This is a genomic window from Fodinicola feengrottensis (assembly GCF_039530045.1).
Lineage (GTDB): Bacteria > Actinomycetota > Actinomycetes > Mycobacteriales > HKI-0501 > Fodinicola > Fodinicola feengrottensis.
Genome location: NZ_BAAANY010000019.1, coordinates 142,683 through 160,212, shown reverse-complemented (window position 1 = coordinate 160,212; position 17,530 = coordinate 142,683). Strand labels below are relative to the sequence as shown.

Below are 17,530 nucleotides of genomic sequence, written 5' to 3'. Positions count from 1 at the left end.
ATGCACCGATTACTGGTGGTGGGGCGGGCAGGAGGTGGGGGTGAGGGAAATGTCGTCGACCTGCAGCCAGGTGTCGCCGTTGTTCGCCCAGAGGCCGGTGTAAAGCTGCAGCTGCGACTGCTGGCCGGAATTCACCGTGACCTTGAGTTGGCTGTAACCAGCCAGGTTGCCGAATTTCTGTTCGCTGACAACGGTTCCACCGGTCGTGCGCGCGCCGAAATAGCCGGCGGTGTTGTTCGCGGACGTACGCACCCAGCCCGTCAGTTGGTAAGTGGTGTTCGGCATGACCGAAACGGTTTGATAGAGGTTGTTCCAGCCCGAGTCGTTGCGCACCCAGCCGTTGTTGGCGCCGGAATGGGCAAATCCGGCGCTGCGGTCGACCCCGGCTTTGCCGCCGCTGATCCACGGCACGGCCGCACTGTTGGCGCTCTGGCCCTCAAAGCCGGGGTCGGTGACCAGGTTCGCCGGCCGCCCGTCCTGGGTGAGCGTGGTGTGCATGAGAAAGACGTTGTACGGATTCCACTGCGACATCGTGAAATACAGGTCGGGGCCGGACGACCAGGGATGCATGAATCCGCCGTAAAGCGCTGGATAGTCCACTGAGGACACCACCGTACGCGCGCCGCTCCATGGCCCGGTCGGGCTGGGCGCCTCGCGCAGCACGATCAGACCGCGCGAGTCGATCAGATACATCATCAGCCATTTGTGGGTGTATTGATTGTATTGCACCGAAAGCTCGCCGGCTGGGCCGGTCACCACTGGTACGGCCTGGGTGTCGGCGCCGGTTTTCCAGGCGATGCCGGTCCAATATTGGTACGCGGCCGGTGTCAGCGCGCTGTTTTCCGGCACCCGGGCCAGATGGACGTCGCCGAGGCGGCCGCTGGGCGTACCGAACATGTAGACGAAGCCGTCGCGGTGCACGTACGCGTTCATCTGGAACGGGTCAGTGGCGGCCGAGTTGTTCGGCCAGTGGGCGGTGGTCGGCTGGGTCCAGTTTTGGCCGTTGTCATCGGAATACGCGACGCCGGCGTAGTTGGTTTCCCACGCGCCGGCGGCGCCCCAGTGGCGTACGGACATGTAGGAGATGTAATTCCGGTTCCCGACGCTCACCCCGGCGGTGGGGATGACGGTCACCTCGCCGCCCGCGTCGTTGCTGTCTTTGCGGCAGGGGAGCAGTTGTTTCGCGTGGCCCGGCCGATCGGTGACCATGTCGGTGAAGGTCATGCCGTCGGCAAGGTGGTGGTCGGTGCTGTGCGCCAGCGCGTTGCAGCGCCAGTCCAGGGTGGCCGGATCGCCGACGCCGGCGCCAGGGCCGATCCACCCAGGGCCATAGCTGTCGCCGAAGGCGGTGAGGATCTGGCCGGTGTTGTTCTCCCAGCTGATGCCCAGGTCGGTCGCCTTGAACTGGTATTTCGTGTCGGTCTGGTTGATCGACCCGGGACCGGTCAGCTTCGCCACCAGCGTCGCGGTGGTGGGGGCGGTGGCCGCCTGCGCTGGCAGCGCGCTCAACGCGGTCGCGACCAGACCCACCACCGCGAGCAGCCAACCGGCCTTTCGTGGCATTTCTCGCCTAATCGACATGGACACCCTTGGTCGCGTACGAAAGAAAACGATTTCCGCCACCGTAAGCGACCCCTTGAGTGGTGTCAACGCGATCTCCCGGTCGCGAGCAATGCCGCATTTTTGGCGCTCGAACGCCAGGAATGTGGCGGAGTGGGTTAGAAGTCGGCGACCGCCGGGATGAGACGCTCACCCAGTTGCTGGACGAGGTCCGCGCGGTGACTTTCCCGGATGGACATGTGCACGGCCTGAATGCCGAGTTTCGCGTAGTCGGCGAGTTTCTCGGCCACCTGCTCAATGCCTTGGTCGGTGAACTCGATGGGTTCCCAGTACGCCGTTGTTTTCTGGATCTCGTCGTAATCCCGCCCGACAGCGTCGCAATGCGCGCGGAGCACGTCGAGTTTGTGGGTCATGTCGGGGCCGGGGAAGATGTTGCAGGCGTCGGCGTACTGTGCGACCAGCCGTAACGTCTTCTTCTCCCCGCCACCGCCGACCAGGATCGGCGGATGGGGCCGCTGCAGGCTCTGTGGCGAGTTCAGGGGCCGGTCAAGGTGGAAGTGCTTGCCCTCGTACGGAGATTCGTCGCCCTTCCACATCTGGTGGGCGATCTGCAGGGTTTCCTCCAGCTGTTCGAACCGCTCTGAGGTGGTGGGGAAAGGTACGCCCAGGGCGCGGCTCTCGCCCTCGTTCCAGCCGGCGCCGATGCCCAGCGCCGCCCGGCCGCCGGACAGCACGTCCAGGGTGGTGACGATTTTGAGCAGCACCCCTGGATGCCGGTAGTGCACGCCGGTGACCTGCGTACCAAGCTGGACGCGGGAGGTGATGCCGGCCAGGAACGCGAGGGTGGTGTAGCCCTCCAGCATCTCGTTCTCGACCGGCCCGAGCATCCGGATCTGGAAGAAGTGGTCCATCACCCACAGTGAGTCGTACCCCGAGGTGTCGGCGGCTCGCGCCACCGCCGCGAGCTCCGGGCCGAGTTGGGACGGTCCGGATGGCCAGGTGAAATCGCCAATTGCCAGGCCAATTTTCACAAGAGCTCCTCATGAAAGATAATAGTTATGTTGCACCACTATTATTACAGAGGACCAACCTGGAAGTCCAGTGGCGGCTTTCTCCGGTAGGCTGGGGGAGTGGGACCGTCCGACGCCGAGATCGTGGATCTCGCCACTGTGCTGACCGGCCGCATCTGGGAGCATTTCGGCCGGTGCACCGCGAGTTTCGGGCTGTCCGGACCGGAGTCGAAGGCGCTGAGCAGCCTGCGGCCGGGACAGCAGGTCCCGATGAGAGTGGTCGCCGAGCGGATGCACGCGAACCCGTCCAACGTCTCGGTGGTGATCTCCCGGCTGGAAAGCCGTGGCCTGATCACCCGCCAGGGTGGCGACGACCGGCGGGTGAAGGGCGTCCAGCTCACCGCCGCTGGCGAGGAACTGCAGGCGAAGCTCAACGCCGCCTATCTGGTGGACCACCCGGCCCTGCGTGACCTGTCCGAGAACCAGAAGGCCGCCTTCGTCAAGATCCTCCGCCGCCTCATCCAGGACTGACTTCGCCCGCTCCGCCGCTCATCGAGTGCAGCACAATGTCCCGCACTCGACGTCGACTGCGGGATTTTGTGCCGCACTCGACGATCAAGACGCCGCCGCCGGGGACCCGGGCTGGGCGCAAGTGGCGGGCCGTTGAGGGGCGTACGGGAAGCCTCAGGAGTCACACCGGGACCAGTGGGCTCAGTGGCCACGGACAGCCCCTTGTGAGCGTGAGGAAACCGCTGGTCAGGGCCGTGATGAGGTCGGTACGCGGGCGCCGTTGACGTTCTGTCGTACCCAGGGTTTACTGTAATCAGTGTTCGAACATTCGTTCGAACAGATCGCTGGAGCTGCGGGCGTGGGGAAGCGCCTGTGGGGCCGGCGGTCGAAGTGCTGTGCCTTCCTCCGCAGCTGACCGGAGCGGGTGTCGCGACTTGCGCGCCCGTCAGCTTGCCGTGCCGAAGTGAGGGAGGGAGGGACGGTGTCTTACACCGTTACTGCCATGCGTCATGACCAGCCGGACTCTCAGGACACACCCGAACAGTTCGAGTTCCAGGGGCAGCTCTACCTGGTCAGCGAGGTGCTGGAGCACGTGCAGTCGACCGGCGAGCTCGGTCATATCGAACAGTGGAGGGCTCGGGCGGTGCCGGTCCAGCTGTCCGCGGCGCGGGAGTTCACGCTGCGGTTCAACTGGTGGGACGGCAGCTGGACAGTCGAGCCGTACAACCCTCAGGAGCAGCGATGACCACCCTCCCGCCGCCTACTGGCAGCACTTCCGGAAACGGGAACGGGCGTTCGCACGGCCTGCGGCCACACCGCGAGCCAGCGTTGATCCCCAGCGGCCTGCTGCCACAACGCTCCGCAGCCGCGCTGCTCGCGCTGTCCCGGCGCGGCCTGGTGGAAGCGGCCGAGACCACCGCGCCGGGCCTGCGGTACGCGACCGCGCACCTGGCCGCGCTGCGGGCGGCCGCGGCGGTGCTGGCGGCGAAGGCGCGACCGGATCCACGCAAGCACCGCGGCCGCCCGGCGACGGTGTGGACGCTGCTTTCGGCGGTGGCGCCGGAGCTGTCCGAGTGGGCCGCGTTTTTCGCTGCGGGGGCGGCGAAACGAGCCGCCGCCGAGGCCGGCATCCAGCGGGTGGTGAGCACCCGGGAGGCCGACGACCTGCTTCGCGACGCCGAGCGTTTTCTGGCGGTGGTGAGCACCCTGCTCGGCTCGACGCACCAGATGTTCCTCGCTGGCTGACATGCGGGCACCGGTGGCCGCCACCAAAAACGCCGAAACGGCGCGGAAACTGGCGGCCACGCTCGGATTCTCGGCGGCGGATCGACTGCGTACGGGGGTCACGGTGGCCAGCGCGCTGGCCACCGCGGCCGCGGTCGACACCGCTGCGCCCGAACCCGGGCCACCGGAGCTGGCCGGGCTCACCGACGACGTGTTGCCGGTGCCGGCCTCGCTCGCGGGGCTGCTCCCCGGCGGGGGCCTTCGACGCGGCTGGACGGTGTCGGTGACCAGCGGGACGGCGCTGATGGTGGCGCTGGTCGCCGAGGCCACCCAGGCCGGCGCGTGGTGCGCGGTGGTCGGGATGCCGACGCTGGGGGTGCTGGCCGCCGCGGAGCTGGGTACGGCCGTACAAAGGCTGGCGCTGGTGCCTCGGCCCGGCGATGACGCGCCGGCTGTCATCGCCGCACTTATGGACGGCTGTGAAGTGGTTCTGGTGGGGCCGGACTGCCGGCTCACCCCGGCGTATGTCCGCCGCCTGTCGGCCCGGGCCCGATCCCGCCGGGTGGTGCTGCTGACCGCCCGCGACTGGCCGGGCGCGCAGGTGCAGCTGACCTGCGAGACGGTCCGGTGGCACGGGCTGGGCAGCGGAAACGGCCGGCTGGTCGAGCGGGAAGTGGTGGTAAGGGCCAGTGGTCGGTCGGCGGCCGCCCAGACGCGCAGCGCGCGGGTCCTGCTGCCGGCTCGCGGCGGCGGCCTGGCGCCGGAGCGCAAGAGCGACACCGCAAGGCCGGGCTGGTACGACACGCCCCGGGTGGTCGGGGCCCGGTCCGGGCTGACCAAGGTCGACCTCGGTTCCAAGCTGCGGGCCGACCCGCTGCCAAATGTCGTGTAAACAAAGGAAAGGGCAGGAGAGATGTCGGTCCGTATGGTGGTGCTGTGGTGCCCGGACTGGCCGGTGATCGCGGCGATGGCGGCCGAGGGCATCCCCACTCACCAACCGGCCGCGGTGCTGGTCGGGCACCGGGTGATCGCTTGTTCCGCGTCGGCCCGGGCCGACGGTGTGCGTCGTGGCCTGCGCCGCCGGGAAGCCCAGGCGCGCTGCCCCGAGCTGGCCGTGCTCAACGCCGACCAGGACCGGGACGCCCGCGAGTTCGAGCCGGTCGTACGAGCCGTCGAGGAGCTCGCGCCGGGCGTCGAGGTGGTGCGTCCCGGGCTGGTTTCGGTGGCCGCCCGCGGACCGTCCGGTTACTACGGCGGAGACGAGGCGGCGGCCCAGAAACTGGTCGAGCAGGTCGCCGTCGAGACTGGGGTGGAAGCGCAGGCGGGAGTGTCCGACGGGCTGTTCGCGGCCACTCTCGCGGCTCGCCGCGGGCTGGTCGTGCCGGCCGGCCAGGCGGCGGATTTCCTTGCCCCGCTGGACATTGGTGAGTTGGCGGTGGGCTGGGACGCGGGCCCCGCCAGGAAGGTCGGCAAGAACCGCGGCCAGCAGGTGGTGGACAGCCTCGACGAGCACGTGCAGCTGTTCCGCCGGCTGGGACTGCGCACCTTGGGTGGGTTCGTCGCCATCTCGGCCCGGGACGTGGCCTCCCGATTCGGCGCGGAGGGGGCACGGATGCATCGGATCGCGGCCGGCATCGACCCGTACCCACCGGCCGCCCGCGGGGTGCCGGCGGACTTGGTGGTCACGCTGGAGCCAGAGGATCCCATCGACCGGGTGGACACCGCGGCCTTCATGGCTCGTACGCTCGCAGACCGGTTTCATCAAGTGCTGTCCGCCCACGGGATGGCTTGTACGCGGCTGACTATCGAGGCACAGACCGGAAACGGCGAGCAGCTGTCCCGTACGTGGCGGCATGACGGCGTGCTGCGCACGGCTGACGTGGCCGACCGGGTGCGCTGGCAGCTGGACGGCTGGCTGACCAGCGTGGCCCGCGGCGGCGCGGTCGACGTACCGACCGCGGGCATCACCCTGCTCCGGCTGGTGCCGGCCGAGCTGGTGGAACACACCGGCCTGCAGGCGGGCCTGTGGGGCGATGTCGGCGAGCGAGACGAGCGCGCACACCGCGCGTTGACGCACGTCCAGGGCATGCTGGGACAGGAAGCGGTGCTCACTCCGGTGCTCGGCGGTGGCCGCGGCCCGGCCGAGCGGGTCCGGTTGGTGCCCTGGCGGGACGACCGGACCCCGGCGCTGCCGGCCGAGCCGCCCTGGCCGGGCCGGCTGCCGGCGCCGTCCCCGAGCTTGCTGCCGGCCGGCCCGCTGCCGGCGGTGGTAAGGGACGTGGACGGTGCGCTGGTCACGCTGACCGGCCGGCACCAGCTCAGCGCCGCGCCGCACTGGGTCGCGATCGGGGACCGGCCGCCCCGCGGCGTGCTGGCCTGGGCCGGCCCGTGGCCGGTCGACGAGCGCTGGTGGGACCCGTCCGCGGCGATTCGCCGGGCCCGTTTCCAGATCGTGCTGGCCGACACCCGGCCCGGCCACCACACCCTGAACTGCGCGGCTTTCCTACTCTCGCTGGAAAACGGCAGTTGGCAAGCCGAAGGAATCTACGACTAAATTCCCCGGTAGGAGGATTTGTGGGCTGGAACAACCCGCCGGTTCGGTGGCAGCAGCTCAACCAAGCGCTGTCCTGGAAATCGCCTCAGGACGCTGAAGCGCATGGCGACGGCGGCGACGCGCCCGGCTGGAGTCGGGTACGTGAGCCGTACGAGCCGCCGCGCCCGCCGATTCCGGAACAGACCGGCGACCCGGTCCCGTATGCCGAGCTGCACTGCCATTCCAACTTCAGTTTTCTGGACGGCGCGAGCCAACCCGAGGAGATCGTCGCGGCCGCGGCGGCGCTGCGGCTGGACGCGGTCGCCATCACCGACCACGACGGCATGTACGGGGTCGTTCGGTTTTCCCAGGCAGCCAAGGAAGAGGGCGTGCCCACGGTGTTCGGATCGGAGCTCAGCCTGGGGTTGGCCAGCCGGCAGAACGGGGTAGCCGATCCGGCCGGCAGCCATTTGCTGGCGATCGCCCGAAACCCGGATGGCTATCGCCGGCTGTCCCGCGGGATCAGCTCGGCTTTGTTGGCCAGCGGGGAAAAGGGCCGGCCAGATTACCGATTGGAGGTGATGGCCGACCTCGCCGCGGACCAGTGGCTGATCCTGACCGGCTGTCGCAAGGGGGCCGTACGACAGGCGATCGCGGCCGCCAGCACCTCGGCGGGGGCGTGGGACGCGGCGTCCGCGGAACTGCGCCGGCTGGTCGCGCTGTTCGGCCGGGACAATGTGGCGATCGAGCTGATCGACCACGGCGACCCGACCGACAGTGAGGTCAACGACCTGCTGGCCGAGCTGGCCGGGGCGGCGAGACTTCCCACTGTCGCCACTGGAAACGTGCACTACGCCATCCCGCAGCAGCGTCGGCTGGCGAGCGCGTTGGCGGCCGTACGAGCGCGCCGGAGCCTGGACGAGATGGACGGCTGGCTGCCGGCCGGCGCTACCGCGCACCTGCGGTCCGGCGCGGAGATGGCGGCGCTTTTCGCCCGTTATCCCGGCGCGGTGCGGCGGGCCGCCGAATACGGAAAGGCCTGTGCTTTCGACCTTTCGCTGGTGGAGCCGCAACTGCCGCCGCGCAAGGTGCCGGACGGCCACACCGAGGTGACCTGGCTGCGCGAGCTGACTTACCAGGGAGTGCGCCGGCGATTCGCCGGCCGGCCGCATTACCGCCAGGCGAAGGAAAAGATCGAGTACGAGCTGGGGGTCATCGAAGGCCTGAACTTCCCGGGCTATTTCCTGATCGTCAAGGAGATCGTGGATTTCTGTGCGAAGGAAGGCATTCTGTGTCAAGGCCGCGGCTCGGCGGCGAACTCCGCGGTCTGCTACGCGCTCGGCATCACCGCGGTGGACGCGGTTGCCCACAACCTGCTTTTCGAGCGGTTCCTGGCGCCGGAGCGGGACGGTTATCCGGACATCGACCTGGACATCCAGTCCGATCGGCGCGAGGAGGTCATCCAGCACGTCTATAGAAAATATGGCCGGCAGTGCGCGGCGCAGGTGGCCAACGTGATCACGTACCGGCCCAAGAACGCCGTTCGCGACATGGCCAAGGCGCTCGGATACTCGCAGGGACAGCAGGACGCGTGGAGCAAGCAGATCGACCACTGGGGGCCGCTGCCGGCCGACGGTGACCACGACATTCCGGCCCAGGTCATCGATCTGGCCAACCAGGTGCTGCAGTATCCGCGCCACCTGGGCATCCACTCCGGCGGCATGGTGCTGTGCGACCGGCCGGTCGCCCAGGTGTGCCCGGTGGAATGGGCCACCAAGAAGGACCGGACCGTCGTGCAGTGGGACAAGGAAGACTGCGCTGACGCGAAACTGGTGAAGTTCGACCTGCTCGGCCTGGGTATGCTCACCGCGCTCAGCGACGTGATGCGGCTGATCAAGGAACACCACGGCCAGACGGTCACCCTCGATTCGCTGGACGAGAAGGATCCGTGGGTCTACGACATGCTGTGCTCGGCCGACGCGGTCGGCGTTTTCCAGGTGGAGAGCCGAGCCCAGCTGGCCACCCTGCCTCGGTTGCGGCCGCGTACCTTCTACGACCTGGTGGTCGAGGTGGCGCTGATCCGACCCGGCCCGATCCAGGGCGGCTCGGTGCACCCGTACCTGCGCCGCCGCAGCGGTAAGGAAAAGGTGGAATATCCGCATGAGAAGCTGAAGGAAGCACTGAAGCGTACGCTCGGCGTGCCGCTTTTCCAGGAACAGCTGATGCAGATGGCCATCACCATCGGCAATTTCACCGGCGCCGACGCGGACAAGCTCCGCCGGGCCATGGGTTCCAAACGATCCGCGGAAAGAATGGCCCAACTGCGCGGAAAACTATATAATGGAATGGCGGGGAACGGCATTACCGGGACCGCCGCCGACGACATTTATCGCAAGCTGGAGGCCTTTTCTCATTTCGGTTTCCCGGAAAGTCACGCGTTCAGCTTCGCGAAGCTGGTGTACGCGAGTGCCTGGTTCAAACTCTATTTCCCCGCCGCCTTCTGCGCATCGCTGCTGAACGCGCAGCCGATGGGCTTCTACTCGCCACAGTCGTTGATCGCCGACGCGCGGCGGCACGGCGTGACCATACGGGGAGTCGATGTCAATGCCTCGCTGGCCAAAGCGAAGCTCGAACCAGTGGACCCACAACGACCGGACCCGAGCAGAATGGGAACCGACCAAGCGGTGCGGCTGGGCATCGGTTCGGTCCGGACCGTCGGCGACGAGCTGGCCAAGAAAATCGAAGAGGAGCGGATCGAACACGGCCCGTACGCGGACATGCCGGATGTGGCACGCCGGGTCGGACTGGCTGTCAAACAGGCGGAGGCCCTCGCCACCGCTGGCGCCTTCGACTGTTTCGGCCTGACCAAACGAGAAGCGCTCTGGGCCGCCGGCGCGGCGGCCCAGGAGCGGCCGGACCGGCTGCCCGGCATCGCGGTCGGCGCCCGCCCGCCGATGCTGCCCGGAATGGCCGACGTGGAGGACGCGATGGCGCAGGTGTGGGCGACTGGCATGTCGGCCGGCAGCTATCCCACCCAGTTCGCCCGGTCGTATTTGGATTCCCTCGGCGTCATTCCGGCCGGCCAACTGGCCACTGTGGACGACAAAACCAGGGTGCTGGTCGCTGGGGTAGTCACCCACCGGCAGCGGCCGGCCACCGCCGGCGGGATCACCTTCATCAACCTGGAAGACGAGACCGGCATGGTCAACGTGGTCTGCTCGCCAGGCTTGTGGAAGCTCTACCGCCGAGTGGCCCACGTCAGTCCGGCACTGCTCGTACGCGGAAACTTGGAAAAGGTGGAAGGGGTCGTCAACGTGGTAGCCACCCGGTTGGAGCGTTTGCAGCTCCGGGTGGCTACCACCTCACGCAATTTCCGCTGATGGGTGGCTGGTGATGGCCTTAGGCCAAGGGCTTTAGGTCAAAAGATTTAAGGTCAAAAGCGGCGGTTGCCTCCGAGGAGAGGGAAGATCCCGGGCTGCTCATTTGGTGGGTGGCGTTTGCTTGCGTACGGGGTGCGTGGGGTCCGTTCTCCCCGTCGACGCAAGGGCTAGCACGTTTCCTGGGGCGGCGGCAGAGCTGTGTTTTGGGCCCCGGCTAGGTGTGCCGCCCCCGGAAACGTGCGAGGGCATCGCCCGCCGCGGTGGGCGCCGAGTTTGTTACCTACTCGTGACCTGCGGAGATGTCGCCACTCGACCTATATCGACACGACCGTCCGACCGACACACTCTCTGGCGAGTAAGCGACGCCTCTAACAGCGGCTTGACCGGGCATAATGCCCCGGTCAAGCTGTATGTCGCGCGTGCTGGCCGCGCGCCGTTAATTCTCTGGCCTCGTGTAACGAACACCGCAGTAGGAGATGCGCCGCCGGGACTCAGTCACCGCCGGACGGCGCATAGGCTGGTGATCATGGGCGATGACGAGTCGACGCGGTGGATTATTCATGGTGAGCGCGTCGTGGACGATACGCGCAAGGCGCAGCTGAGTATCGCGTCCGTTGAGCTGCCGGACGGTGTCCGATTCGAGCAGTACGTCATCCGTGCGCCCCGCGCCGCCATGATGCTGGTGCTGGACGACGAAGACCGCGCACTGATGATGCGGCGGCACCGGTTCATCCTTGACCGCTGGGTGTGGGAGCTGCCTGGAGGATACGTGGATCCGGGCGAGGATCCGGCCGAGACTGCGGAACGGGAGTGCGCTGAGGAGACAGGGTGGCGTCCCCGGTCGGTTGAGCCGCTGATCAGCTTCCAACCGATGGTCGGTACTGTTGACAGCGAAAACCTGCTTTTCCTAGGTCGCGGGGCTGATCCGACTGGCGACGCGGTGGACGTGAACGAAGCCCAGGAGGTTGGCTGGGTACCGTTGGGCGAACTGGACCAGCGCATCGCGTCCGGTGAGATCGTTGGCTCTGCGTCAGTCATTGGGCTGTATAAAGCGCGGGATGTTAGGCGTTCGGAAGGTGCGCAGCTGTAATCTGTGCAGCTACGAAATCGCGAAACTCCCGTACTGCCGTATTTTCGGAGTGCCCTGCAAGTGCCTGATCCAGATCGCGGACATAGTCAATTGCCCGCGCAGATCTGATTTCAGTGGTCCGCTCGGCAGCCTCCAGCGCGACCACTGCCGCCCGCTCAATTTCCCCCTGCTGGACGTGACCTTTGGCTAACAGAGCCAAATTGAAGGTTCGACCCCGGACGTAGGACATATCCATATCCAAGGATCTGTCGGCAAATCGCGTTGTCTGTTCTCCCCGACCGAGGGCGGAGAAACACTGACCGAACCGAGCCGACAGATAGGCGGCATCGAAATATTCCATAAATTGCGGGTCGGCGGCCCGGTCGCCACGGTCCAGTGCGTCTTCGGCTGCGGTGAGGGCACGCGTGCAGGCTCGCTCATCACCGCGCAAGGCGTAACCGTGGGCCTCACTCACGCATGCCTCTGCGGCCAGCGCAGGTAAGTGAGCATCCTCAGCTGTCTTACGTGCAGCTGAGGCGAGGGTAATGGCCGTGTCCGGATCTTTCAGATATATGGCCTGGTGACTCATGGCGGCGAGGATCTCCGCTCCGAGCGGTTGGTCATCGGCGACCTTGGCAAGTCGCAGGGCGTGGATTAGGTGGGCTTGCGCTGCTCCATGCTCGCCCGAGTCGTATGCCATCCATCCGGCCAACCGGGCTAGCTCAGCTGCGGAAGCAAAGAGCGCTGCTCCCGTGGCCGCATCAAACCGGCCAGCGGTCAGCATCGGCGCGACGTCGCCGTTGAGGTAGCGAAGCACTAATTGCCGACTGTGGGCGCCGCCGTAACGGTTGTCGAGCCGTTGAAAGGTGCGTGTCATCTCTTGGACTGTCGCCACATCTGGCGAGCCCACTAGCTGGTCGCCGCCGCCGTGCCTAGCTGGGACCTCGGAACTATCGGCTAACCATTTGACTGCTGGAACCATAAAAGCTGATCCGGTCCAAGCCAAGAAGCTCCTGCGCTGCACGTCATTCCGCCATAGCTCGCTGGCCCGGAGGGCGCTTCCCTCCCAAGACTCGGCGAACGTCGCCGGAGCGTCATCGATCTGAGCCGGGCCGGTCTCCAGTTCTACGGCATCGGTTGAATTGTTTGCTATCCCGCGTTGGCATGACCTTAGGCCAACGAGGTGCCGGGCGGAGTCGGGCATCTGTAGACCATCGGCGACACGTAGCAGCACATCAAGCGTCTCAATCTCACGCAGATTCCGCATGATCTCGCTGACCTTGCCCTGATCAAAGCCAGTAAGCCGGCCGATACGGGTTTGGCTTTCGCCTGAGTACTTTCTGACTAGCCGGAAGACGGCGCCGAAGTCACGCGCTTCAAGAGCCTCGATCATCTCGACGCGAACCCAAAACCCGACCGGCAGCTTGATCGGCGCGAACGGATCACCTTTCACAGCGCTCTTCACCTCCTTGGCTACCGTATCCCGCCTGGGAATACCGCCACGGTATATCTCTGGCGTCGCATATCGGCGACCGTCTGACTACGCACCAATAGCGACAGGCGGTTAAGCATGAGTGTCTTATCGCGTTGCCGATCAGGAGTAGTGGATGCCCTGGTGTCCGACGCCGGTCAGTACGGCGTTCCGGACGTTGACGCGTTGTTGTTGGCGTTGAACCTGTACGGGTTGTGTACGCCGCTGGGTGCTCGGGTGCGTTTGCAGTTGTCGCTGATCACAAGCCCTGAGGTCCGGACTGTTGTGGTGGCGGCTGGTCGGTCTGATCCACCTTTCACGTTGAGCGATGACGGTTGGCTGTACGCGGCTGGTGTGCCGATCGGTCGGGCGGTGCGTACGGACGCTGATGATGCGGTGTCGGGGTATCTGCGCTGCTGGAAGCACGGCACGTGGTGGGCGGCGACGATCAACCCGGCGGGCCGGTCGCGGTGCACGGGGTGCGCGTTCTGCCCGACCTCGCTGGAACCGCCAGCCGACCCGGTGCTGACGTTGGAGCGCGAGCTGCACGCCCTACTGGACGGACTGGAACTGCAGCTACCGCCCGGCGGCACTTTGCGGTCCCTGCACGAGGTTGCGGTGTCGACTGCGTGTTACCGGACCGAGAATGCCGCGCTTGAGGCGATGGTGATGCTGCGCAAGGTGTTGCGGTCGCGGCGGATCAACGCCCGCATCGTGCTGTTGTCATCGGTGCTGCGGAGCCGGGAGGCGTTCCGTTTCCTGGCTGAGCATGTCGCCCCGTTTGGGTTGTTCTTGACCGCTGAGTGTGTGTCTCGGCGGGATTTCTTGTTGAAGAACACCAAAGCAGACCTGTTGCCGGAGGCGATGCCGGCACTGTTGGCCGAGGCTCGCGGAGCCGGGCTGGACACCTCGTTTACCTACATTGCCGGTCTGGATACCACGGTGCAGTTGGAGAAGTTCATGACGGTGATGTTGCCGCAGGTGACGTTGTTCCCGAGTGTCCAGATTTTCCAGCCCCACAAACGAATTATGGATCGCTTGCTGTCACCGGAAGCTGAGTGCTTGGGGTATTACTATAACGCGCGGCGGGTGGTGGAGAACATCATGACCGACCTGGGTAGCCCACTCACGCCGGAACTGTGGCGGTGTTACCGGTCGCTGTGGGCGACCGAGTACGCCGGCCACGCCCTGACGGGACCGACCCGATGAGCGCGGCCGTGAACGTGCCGTTTGGCGGCGCTGAGACGACCGGCGCGATGTTGGCCGGCGAGGTGGGCCGTGCTGTGTGGCTGCGGGCGACCTACCGCCCGCAGGATGCCGCAGGGACCGCGCTGGACGCGGGTACCGGGTGTGGGAGGGGTCGCCCGGTGCTGGTGTTCCGGGATCGGTTGGTGGGAGTGCCGATGCGGCGCCCGGCCGTACTGGCGTACCCGGGCGGGGCGCGGGGTCGGGTCCGGCTGTTCGGTTTCGATGACTTGACCCTTGCGGTGCCGCTGGACACCGCCGCAGACACTCTGCCGGACAGCACGCCGGACACCGCTACCATCGGCAACCCCAGCCCGGACAGAGCGGGCGGGTTTGTGTGGTGGCGCGCGGTGTTGACGACGTTTGACCCGCGTACGCCACCGGTGCCGGCCGATCTTGCGACGGCGTTGTCCGCTGCGGGTGCGGATCTTGCGTCGGTGTCGATGGCTGGTCACCGCCGGCACGCGGTGCTGTGGGTCGCGGCGGCGCCCAACGCTCGTATCCGGGCGGCGCGGGTGGCCACGGTGGTGGACGCGGCCCGCGCCTGTTCCACTGCTGTTACCGCTGTTGCGGTCACCGGCCAAGCTGTGTCGTCGTGCCGCCGGGGTGGCGATCCACGGTGAGCGTGTTGTCGGTCGCGGGGTTGCGGCGGGTACGGACTCGGCATCGGGTGGCCCGGTTGCGCGTGGCGGCGTTGCGGTACGCCGGCAACGGCTGGCCTGTGCTGCCGGTGCAGGACGACGACTCGACCGAGCCGGGCGCGGGCGCCGGGGTGGTGTGCGCCGGTCGGTACCCGACCACGGACACCGCGACGGTGAGTCGTTGGTGGGATCGGATTCCGTACCGGATCGGCCTTGGCTGTGGCGAGGTGGCGGACGTGATCAGCGCCCCGGCGGCGTTGGGCGCGGCGGCTCACCGGGTGCTGCTGCGGTCAACGGCGACCGCGACCACGGCGGCGGACCGGTGGCTGTTCGTGGTCACCGCTGGCGTGCGATTGCCGGACCGGTTGACCGCCGCCGGAGTGCTGCGGCACGGACCCGGTGAATGGGTGGCTCTGCCGCCCACCTCATGGCCGTCCGGCCCCACGTACTGGCTGGTGGAACCGCAAGTAGTCCAGTGGGAACCGGCCAGAGCCGAGGTGGTGCATGGGGTGCTGGTGAACGCGTTGCTGATGTCATCGGCAACCCGGTTGCCGGGAATGCGGGGCGTGTCATGGCTATAAGCGGTAGGGCTGTGAGGGAACAGAGGTGAATGGGAAGCGCACGCCGGGCGGCGGGACCAACGCCGGGGCTCTGATAGAGGTTCGCCGGCAGGTGGCGCAGGGGATGAAGGATGCGCGGGATGCTGTTGAGAAGGAACAAAAAGCGGGCAACAAGCTCGGCTTTGCCCACAATATAGGGAAGGTTCAGGCGTTCTCCATGATTCTTCAAATCATTGACTTGGAGACTACGCCACCGGACGGGGATGTCAGGGAGGCTGCGGACCGGAACGCGAAGGATCTGGCCGCCCGCAAAGGCGGGTGGGCGCCGAAATAAAGACCCCGGCCGCTCGCTTCTGCGACGGCGCGTAGCGAGCGGCCAGACAAAGGAAGGAAGCGCGCAGGCCGGACCACCCCAACAGTTCGCAGACCCGGGGGGAGGATCCGGTTGATGCTGGCACGCTCGACAACGGCGCAGTAACTGACTGCGATGCGAGTTGTGCAAGTCAAACGGCACCTACCGACGGCTCGGCTGCGGCTGACCCGACGAACCAACTTGCACCACCTGAGGTTCTGAATGGGGCTGGTCGGGCATACCCGAAGGTGCCTGATCCGGGGACGGGTGATCCGATTGCTGCGCCGCGGTCGGGGTTGTCGAAGGTTCCTGTTGGTGATCGTGTGCCGTGGGGTGCTCAGCAGCGTGGCGCGTAAATCAAAGAGTGGTATAACCAGGGTTACGCGACGCCGGAAGGTGGGTGGTCGAGGTACGACATCCACCACATCATCCCGCGCGAGTACGGCGGCACGAATGACTTCAATAACCTCGTTCCGGTGCTCCGCACGGTGCACCAGCAGGAATTTAACCCGTGGCGGATGAACTATGACGGATGATGCTGCGGAGGTGCTGAACGCTTTCCGCGCCTATACCGAGCCGCGCGACGGCCTTGGCGACAACTCGTTCAAGGTGGCGTGCTCGTTCGACGAGCCGGCTACTGATGTCGAGATCGCGTCGGCCTGGCCGGGTGCCGAGGTTCCCGGTGAGCTGGCGCAGGTGTGGTCAACTAGCCGGCAGTCGCGGCTGTTCGAGGATGTCGACTACGGGCAGTGGGGTCTGGTGTTGCTCTCGCCGGAGGGTGCCGCAGAGCGCACAATGCAAGAGCGCGGCCAGCGTTCCGGCGACTGCCGCGATGATGACGTCGTGATCGGCGAGTTCCTCGGTGACCAGGAGCTTGTCGTGTTCGCGCCCTCGGAGGGTGACGGCCGTCGCGTGCTCGTCGCGTTGCCGATGGACGACCGGCCGGACTGGTACTCGGCCGCGCCGGCCTCGCCGAGTTCTTGGATCGCTACTTGAAGGCGTTCGGCGACAAGTACTGGGAGCAGACCGGCCAGTAGCTCCGGCGTCAGTGGGGGCCGTGCCGGTGATGGCCCGGAGTTTGGCTTGGGTGATCACCCCCATCAGCAAGCTGCGCGAGCTGTTGGCCCGCACCAGCTCGCTTGACCGGACAGGTCGAGGACGACACGAACTGCTGAATCTGCTGATCCGCACCGATCCGGTCCGCCATCGGCTCCATCGACTTGCGCTCACCATCAGTCAACGCGCGCCGCAGATACGCCTGCGCCTTCACTCGCTGGTCAGCGCGCGGCAACGCGCCAAAAATCCCAACACATACCGCTCAAGATCCTGGCGCCGCAGACTCATGGACAAATTATCCCTAAAACAAATAGAAACGCCGAATTGCCAGAAAAACGGCGGCCTGTAACCGGGATTGCGTAGACCGCGCTGGCCAATGCGTCCATCAACGTCGCCGGCGGACGCAGCTGCCGGGAGGTATGACACCCGGCGACAAGATGCATGTCATGAGCAGTCCCTGCAATGCAAACGAGACAAATCAGCCGCCCGACCAACGTGCAGTTGACCATCACCAAAAGAAGCCACCCACCGCGCCGAAGGAACCGGCTACCCTCCGCCAGGACCTCCTGGATCCCCTTGTCGGCCCTCCAGTGTTAGTGCACTCGCGGCTGGCGGCGTGAGCAGCTGAGCCACGCTCCGAGAGTTTTCGACGATAGCTTCCGGCGGGAGCGTGCCCCGGCCGGTGTTTGCCGCCGCCGGGCCAGAAAACGCGCGAGTGCTTCGCCCGCCGACGGGGAGAACGGACGCTCCGCCGTGTGCGTGATCTAGTTGACTGACTCCGGTGCCCTGTTTGTCCGATTTAGCGAGTGGGGCCTATCGTGAGGGTGACGTTTTGGGGTGACAAGCCGGTGTATTCCGCCCTCCGCAACGTCACCCTCGCGGTGGCGTGGGGCTGGATTTTCGTCGAGTGCGGGATAAA

At 66.5% G+C, this 17,530-nt stretch carries 17 protein-coding genes; 13 read left to right on the top strand and 4 right to left on the bottom strand.

Annotated elements, in window-relative coordinates; translation table 11 throughout:
* Window positions 1–9: 9 nt before the first annotated feature.
* Both ABD301_RS23680 and ABD301_RS23675 read right to left on the bottom strand, forming a co-directional pair.
* Window positions 10–1,563: a glycoside hydrolase family 183 protein gene (locus tag ABD301_RS23680; RefSeq protein ID WP_279580851.1), complete on the bottom strand. Its 1,554-nt coding sequence runs from the start codon at window positions 1,561–1,563 to the stop codon at window positions 10–12.
* A gap of 155 nt (window positions 1,564–1,718) precedes the next feature.
* Window positions 1,719–2,591, bottom strand: a complete 873-nt coding sequence (locus ABD301_RS23675) for an LLM class F420-dependent oxidoreductase (RefSeq protein ID WP_344312658.1) — start codon at window positions 2,589–2,591, stop codon at window positions 1,719–1,721.
* Window positions 2,592–2,690: 99 nt separating this feature from the next.
* Here ABD301_RS23675 and ABD301_RS23670 point away from each other — a divergent pair, with 99 nt between their 5' ends.
* The 7 genes from ABD301_RS23670 (at window position 2,691) to ABD301_RS23640 (ending at window position 11,307) form a co-directional block, all read left to right on the top strand.
* Window positions 2,691–3,101 carry a MarR family winged helix-turn-helix transcriptional regulator gene (locus ABD301_RS23670; protein ID WP_163569202.1) on the top strand — a complete coding sequence of 137 codons (411 nt, stop codon included), beginning with the start codon at window positions 2,691–2,693 and terminating at the stop codon, window positions 3,099–3,101.
* Between the two features lie 481 nt (window positions 3,102–3,582).
* Window positions 3,583–3,825 (top strand): hypothetical protein, encoded by a 243-nt coding sequence (locus tag ABD301_RS23665; protein ID WP_344312655.1) that lies wholly within the window; start codon window positions 3,583–3,585, stop codon window positions 3,823–3,825.
* Entirely contained in the window at window positions 3,822–4,325 is a 504-nt protein-coding gene (locus tag ABD301_RS23660) for an SAV_6107 family HEPN domain-containing protein (RefSeq protein ID WP_344312654.1), read from the top strand. The genes ABD301_RS23665 and ABD301_RS23660 overlap by 4 nt, the downstream gene beginning before the upstream one ends.
* 1 nt (window position 4,326) lies before the next feature.
* A complete protein-coding gene (locus ABD301_RS23655; RefSeq protein WP_344312653.1) occupies window positions 4,327–5,196 on the top strand; it encodes a hypothetical protein in 870 nt (289 codons plus the stop codon).
* Window positions 5,197–5,217: 21 nt separating this feature from the next.
* Window positions 5,218–6,858 carry a DNA polymerase Y family protein gene (locus ABD301_RS23650; RefSeq protein ID WP_344312652.1) on the top strand — a complete coding sequence of 547 codons (1,641 nt, stop codon included), beginning with the start codon at window positions 5,218–5,220 and terminating at the stop codon, window positions 6,856–6,858.
* A gap of 20 nt (window positions 6,859–6,878) precedes the next feature.
* On the top strand, window positions 6,879–10,217 hold the full coding sequence (locus ABD301_RS23645) for an error-prone DNA polymerase (protein WP_344312651.1): 3,339 nt from the start codon (window positions 6,879–6,881) through the stop codon (window positions 10,215–10,217).
* Window positions 10,218–10,743: 526 nt separating this feature from the next.
* Window positions 10,744–11,307 (top strand): NUDIX hydrolase, encoded by a 564-nt coding sequence (locus ABD301_RS23640; RefSeq protein ID WP_163569199.1) that lies wholly within the window; start codon window positions 10,744–10,746, stop codon window positions 11,305–11,307.
* Here the strand turns inward: ABD301_RS23640 and ABD301_RS23635 are convergent.
* Complete coding sequence (locus ABD301_RS23635; protein ID WP_344312649.1) at window positions 11,279–12,751, bottom strand: NsdA family TPR-like regulatory protein; 1,473 nt, start codon at window positions 12,749–12,751, stop codon at window positions 11,279–11,281. The two genes, ABD301_RS23640 and ABD301_RS23635, sit on opposite strands and share 29 nt — an antisense overlap.
* Before the next feature lie 138 nt (window positions 12,752–12,889).
* On the opposite strand from ABD301_RS23635, the gene ABD301_RS23630 reads away from it, so the two are divergent.
* The 6 genes from ABD301_RS23630 to ABD301_RS23610 all read left to right on the top strand — a co-directional run bounded on the left by ABD301_RS23630 (window position 12,890) and on the right by ABD301_RS23610 (window position 16,551).
* On the top strand, window positions 12,890–13,966 hold the full coding sequence (locus ABD301_RS23630) for a hypothetical protein (protein ID WP_344312648.1): 1,077 nt from the start codon (window positions 12,890–12,892) through the stop codon (window positions 13,964–13,966).
* Window positions 13,963–14,625 carry a YdeI/OmpD-associated family protein gene (locus tag ABD301_RS23625; RefSeq protein ID WP_344312647.1) on the top strand — a complete coding sequence of 221 codons (663 nt, stop codon included), beginning with the start codon at window positions 13,963–13,965 and terminating at the stop codon, window positions 14,623–14,625. Before ABD301_RS23630 ends, ABD301_RS23625 begins: the two co-directional genes overlap by 4 nt.
* On the top strand, window positions 14,622–15,224 hold the full coding sequence (locus tag ABD301_RS23620) for a bifunctional DNA primase/polymerase (protein WP_344312644.1): 603 nt from the start codon (window positions 14,622–14,624) through the stop codon (window positions 15,222–15,224). The genes ABD301_RS23625 and ABD301_RS23620 overlap by 4 nt, the downstream gene beginning before the upstream one ends.
* A 25-nt stretch (window positions 15,225–15,249) precedes the next feature.
* Window positions 15,250–15,537: a hypothetical protein gene (locus tag ABD301_RS23615; protein ID WP_163569194.1), complete on the top strand. Its 288-nt coding sequence runs from the start codon at window positions 15,250–15,252 to the stop codon at window positions 15,535–15,537.
* 374 nt (window positions 15,538–15,911) lie between these two features.
* On the top strand, window positions 15,912–16,091 hold the full coding sequence (locus ABD301_RS42525) for an HNH endonuclease signature motif containing protein (RefSeq protein ID WP_390624072.1): 180 nt from the start codon (window positions 15,912–15,914) through the stop codon (window positions 16,089–16,091).
* The gene (locus tag ABD301_RS23610) at window positions 16,081–16,551 is read left to right on the top strand and encodes a hypothetical protein (protein ID WP_344312640.1); all 471 of its coding nucleotides are present in this window, start codon (window positions 16,081–16,083) and stop codon (window positions 16,549–16,551) included. The genes ABD301_RS42525 and ABD301_RS23610 overlap by 11 nt, the downstream gene beginning before the upstream one ends.
* A 49-nt stretch (window positions 16,552–16,600) precedes the next feature.
* On the opposite strand, the gene ABD301_RS42520 is transcribed toward ABD301_RS23610, so the two are convergent.
* On the bottom strand, window positions 16,601–16,825 hold the full coding sequence (locus ABD301_RS42520; RefSeq protein WP_425551971.1) for a transposase: 225 nt from the start codon (window positions 16,823–16,825) through the stop codon (window positions 16,601–16,603).
* Between the last annotated feature and the right edge of the window lie 705 nt (window positions 16,826–17,530).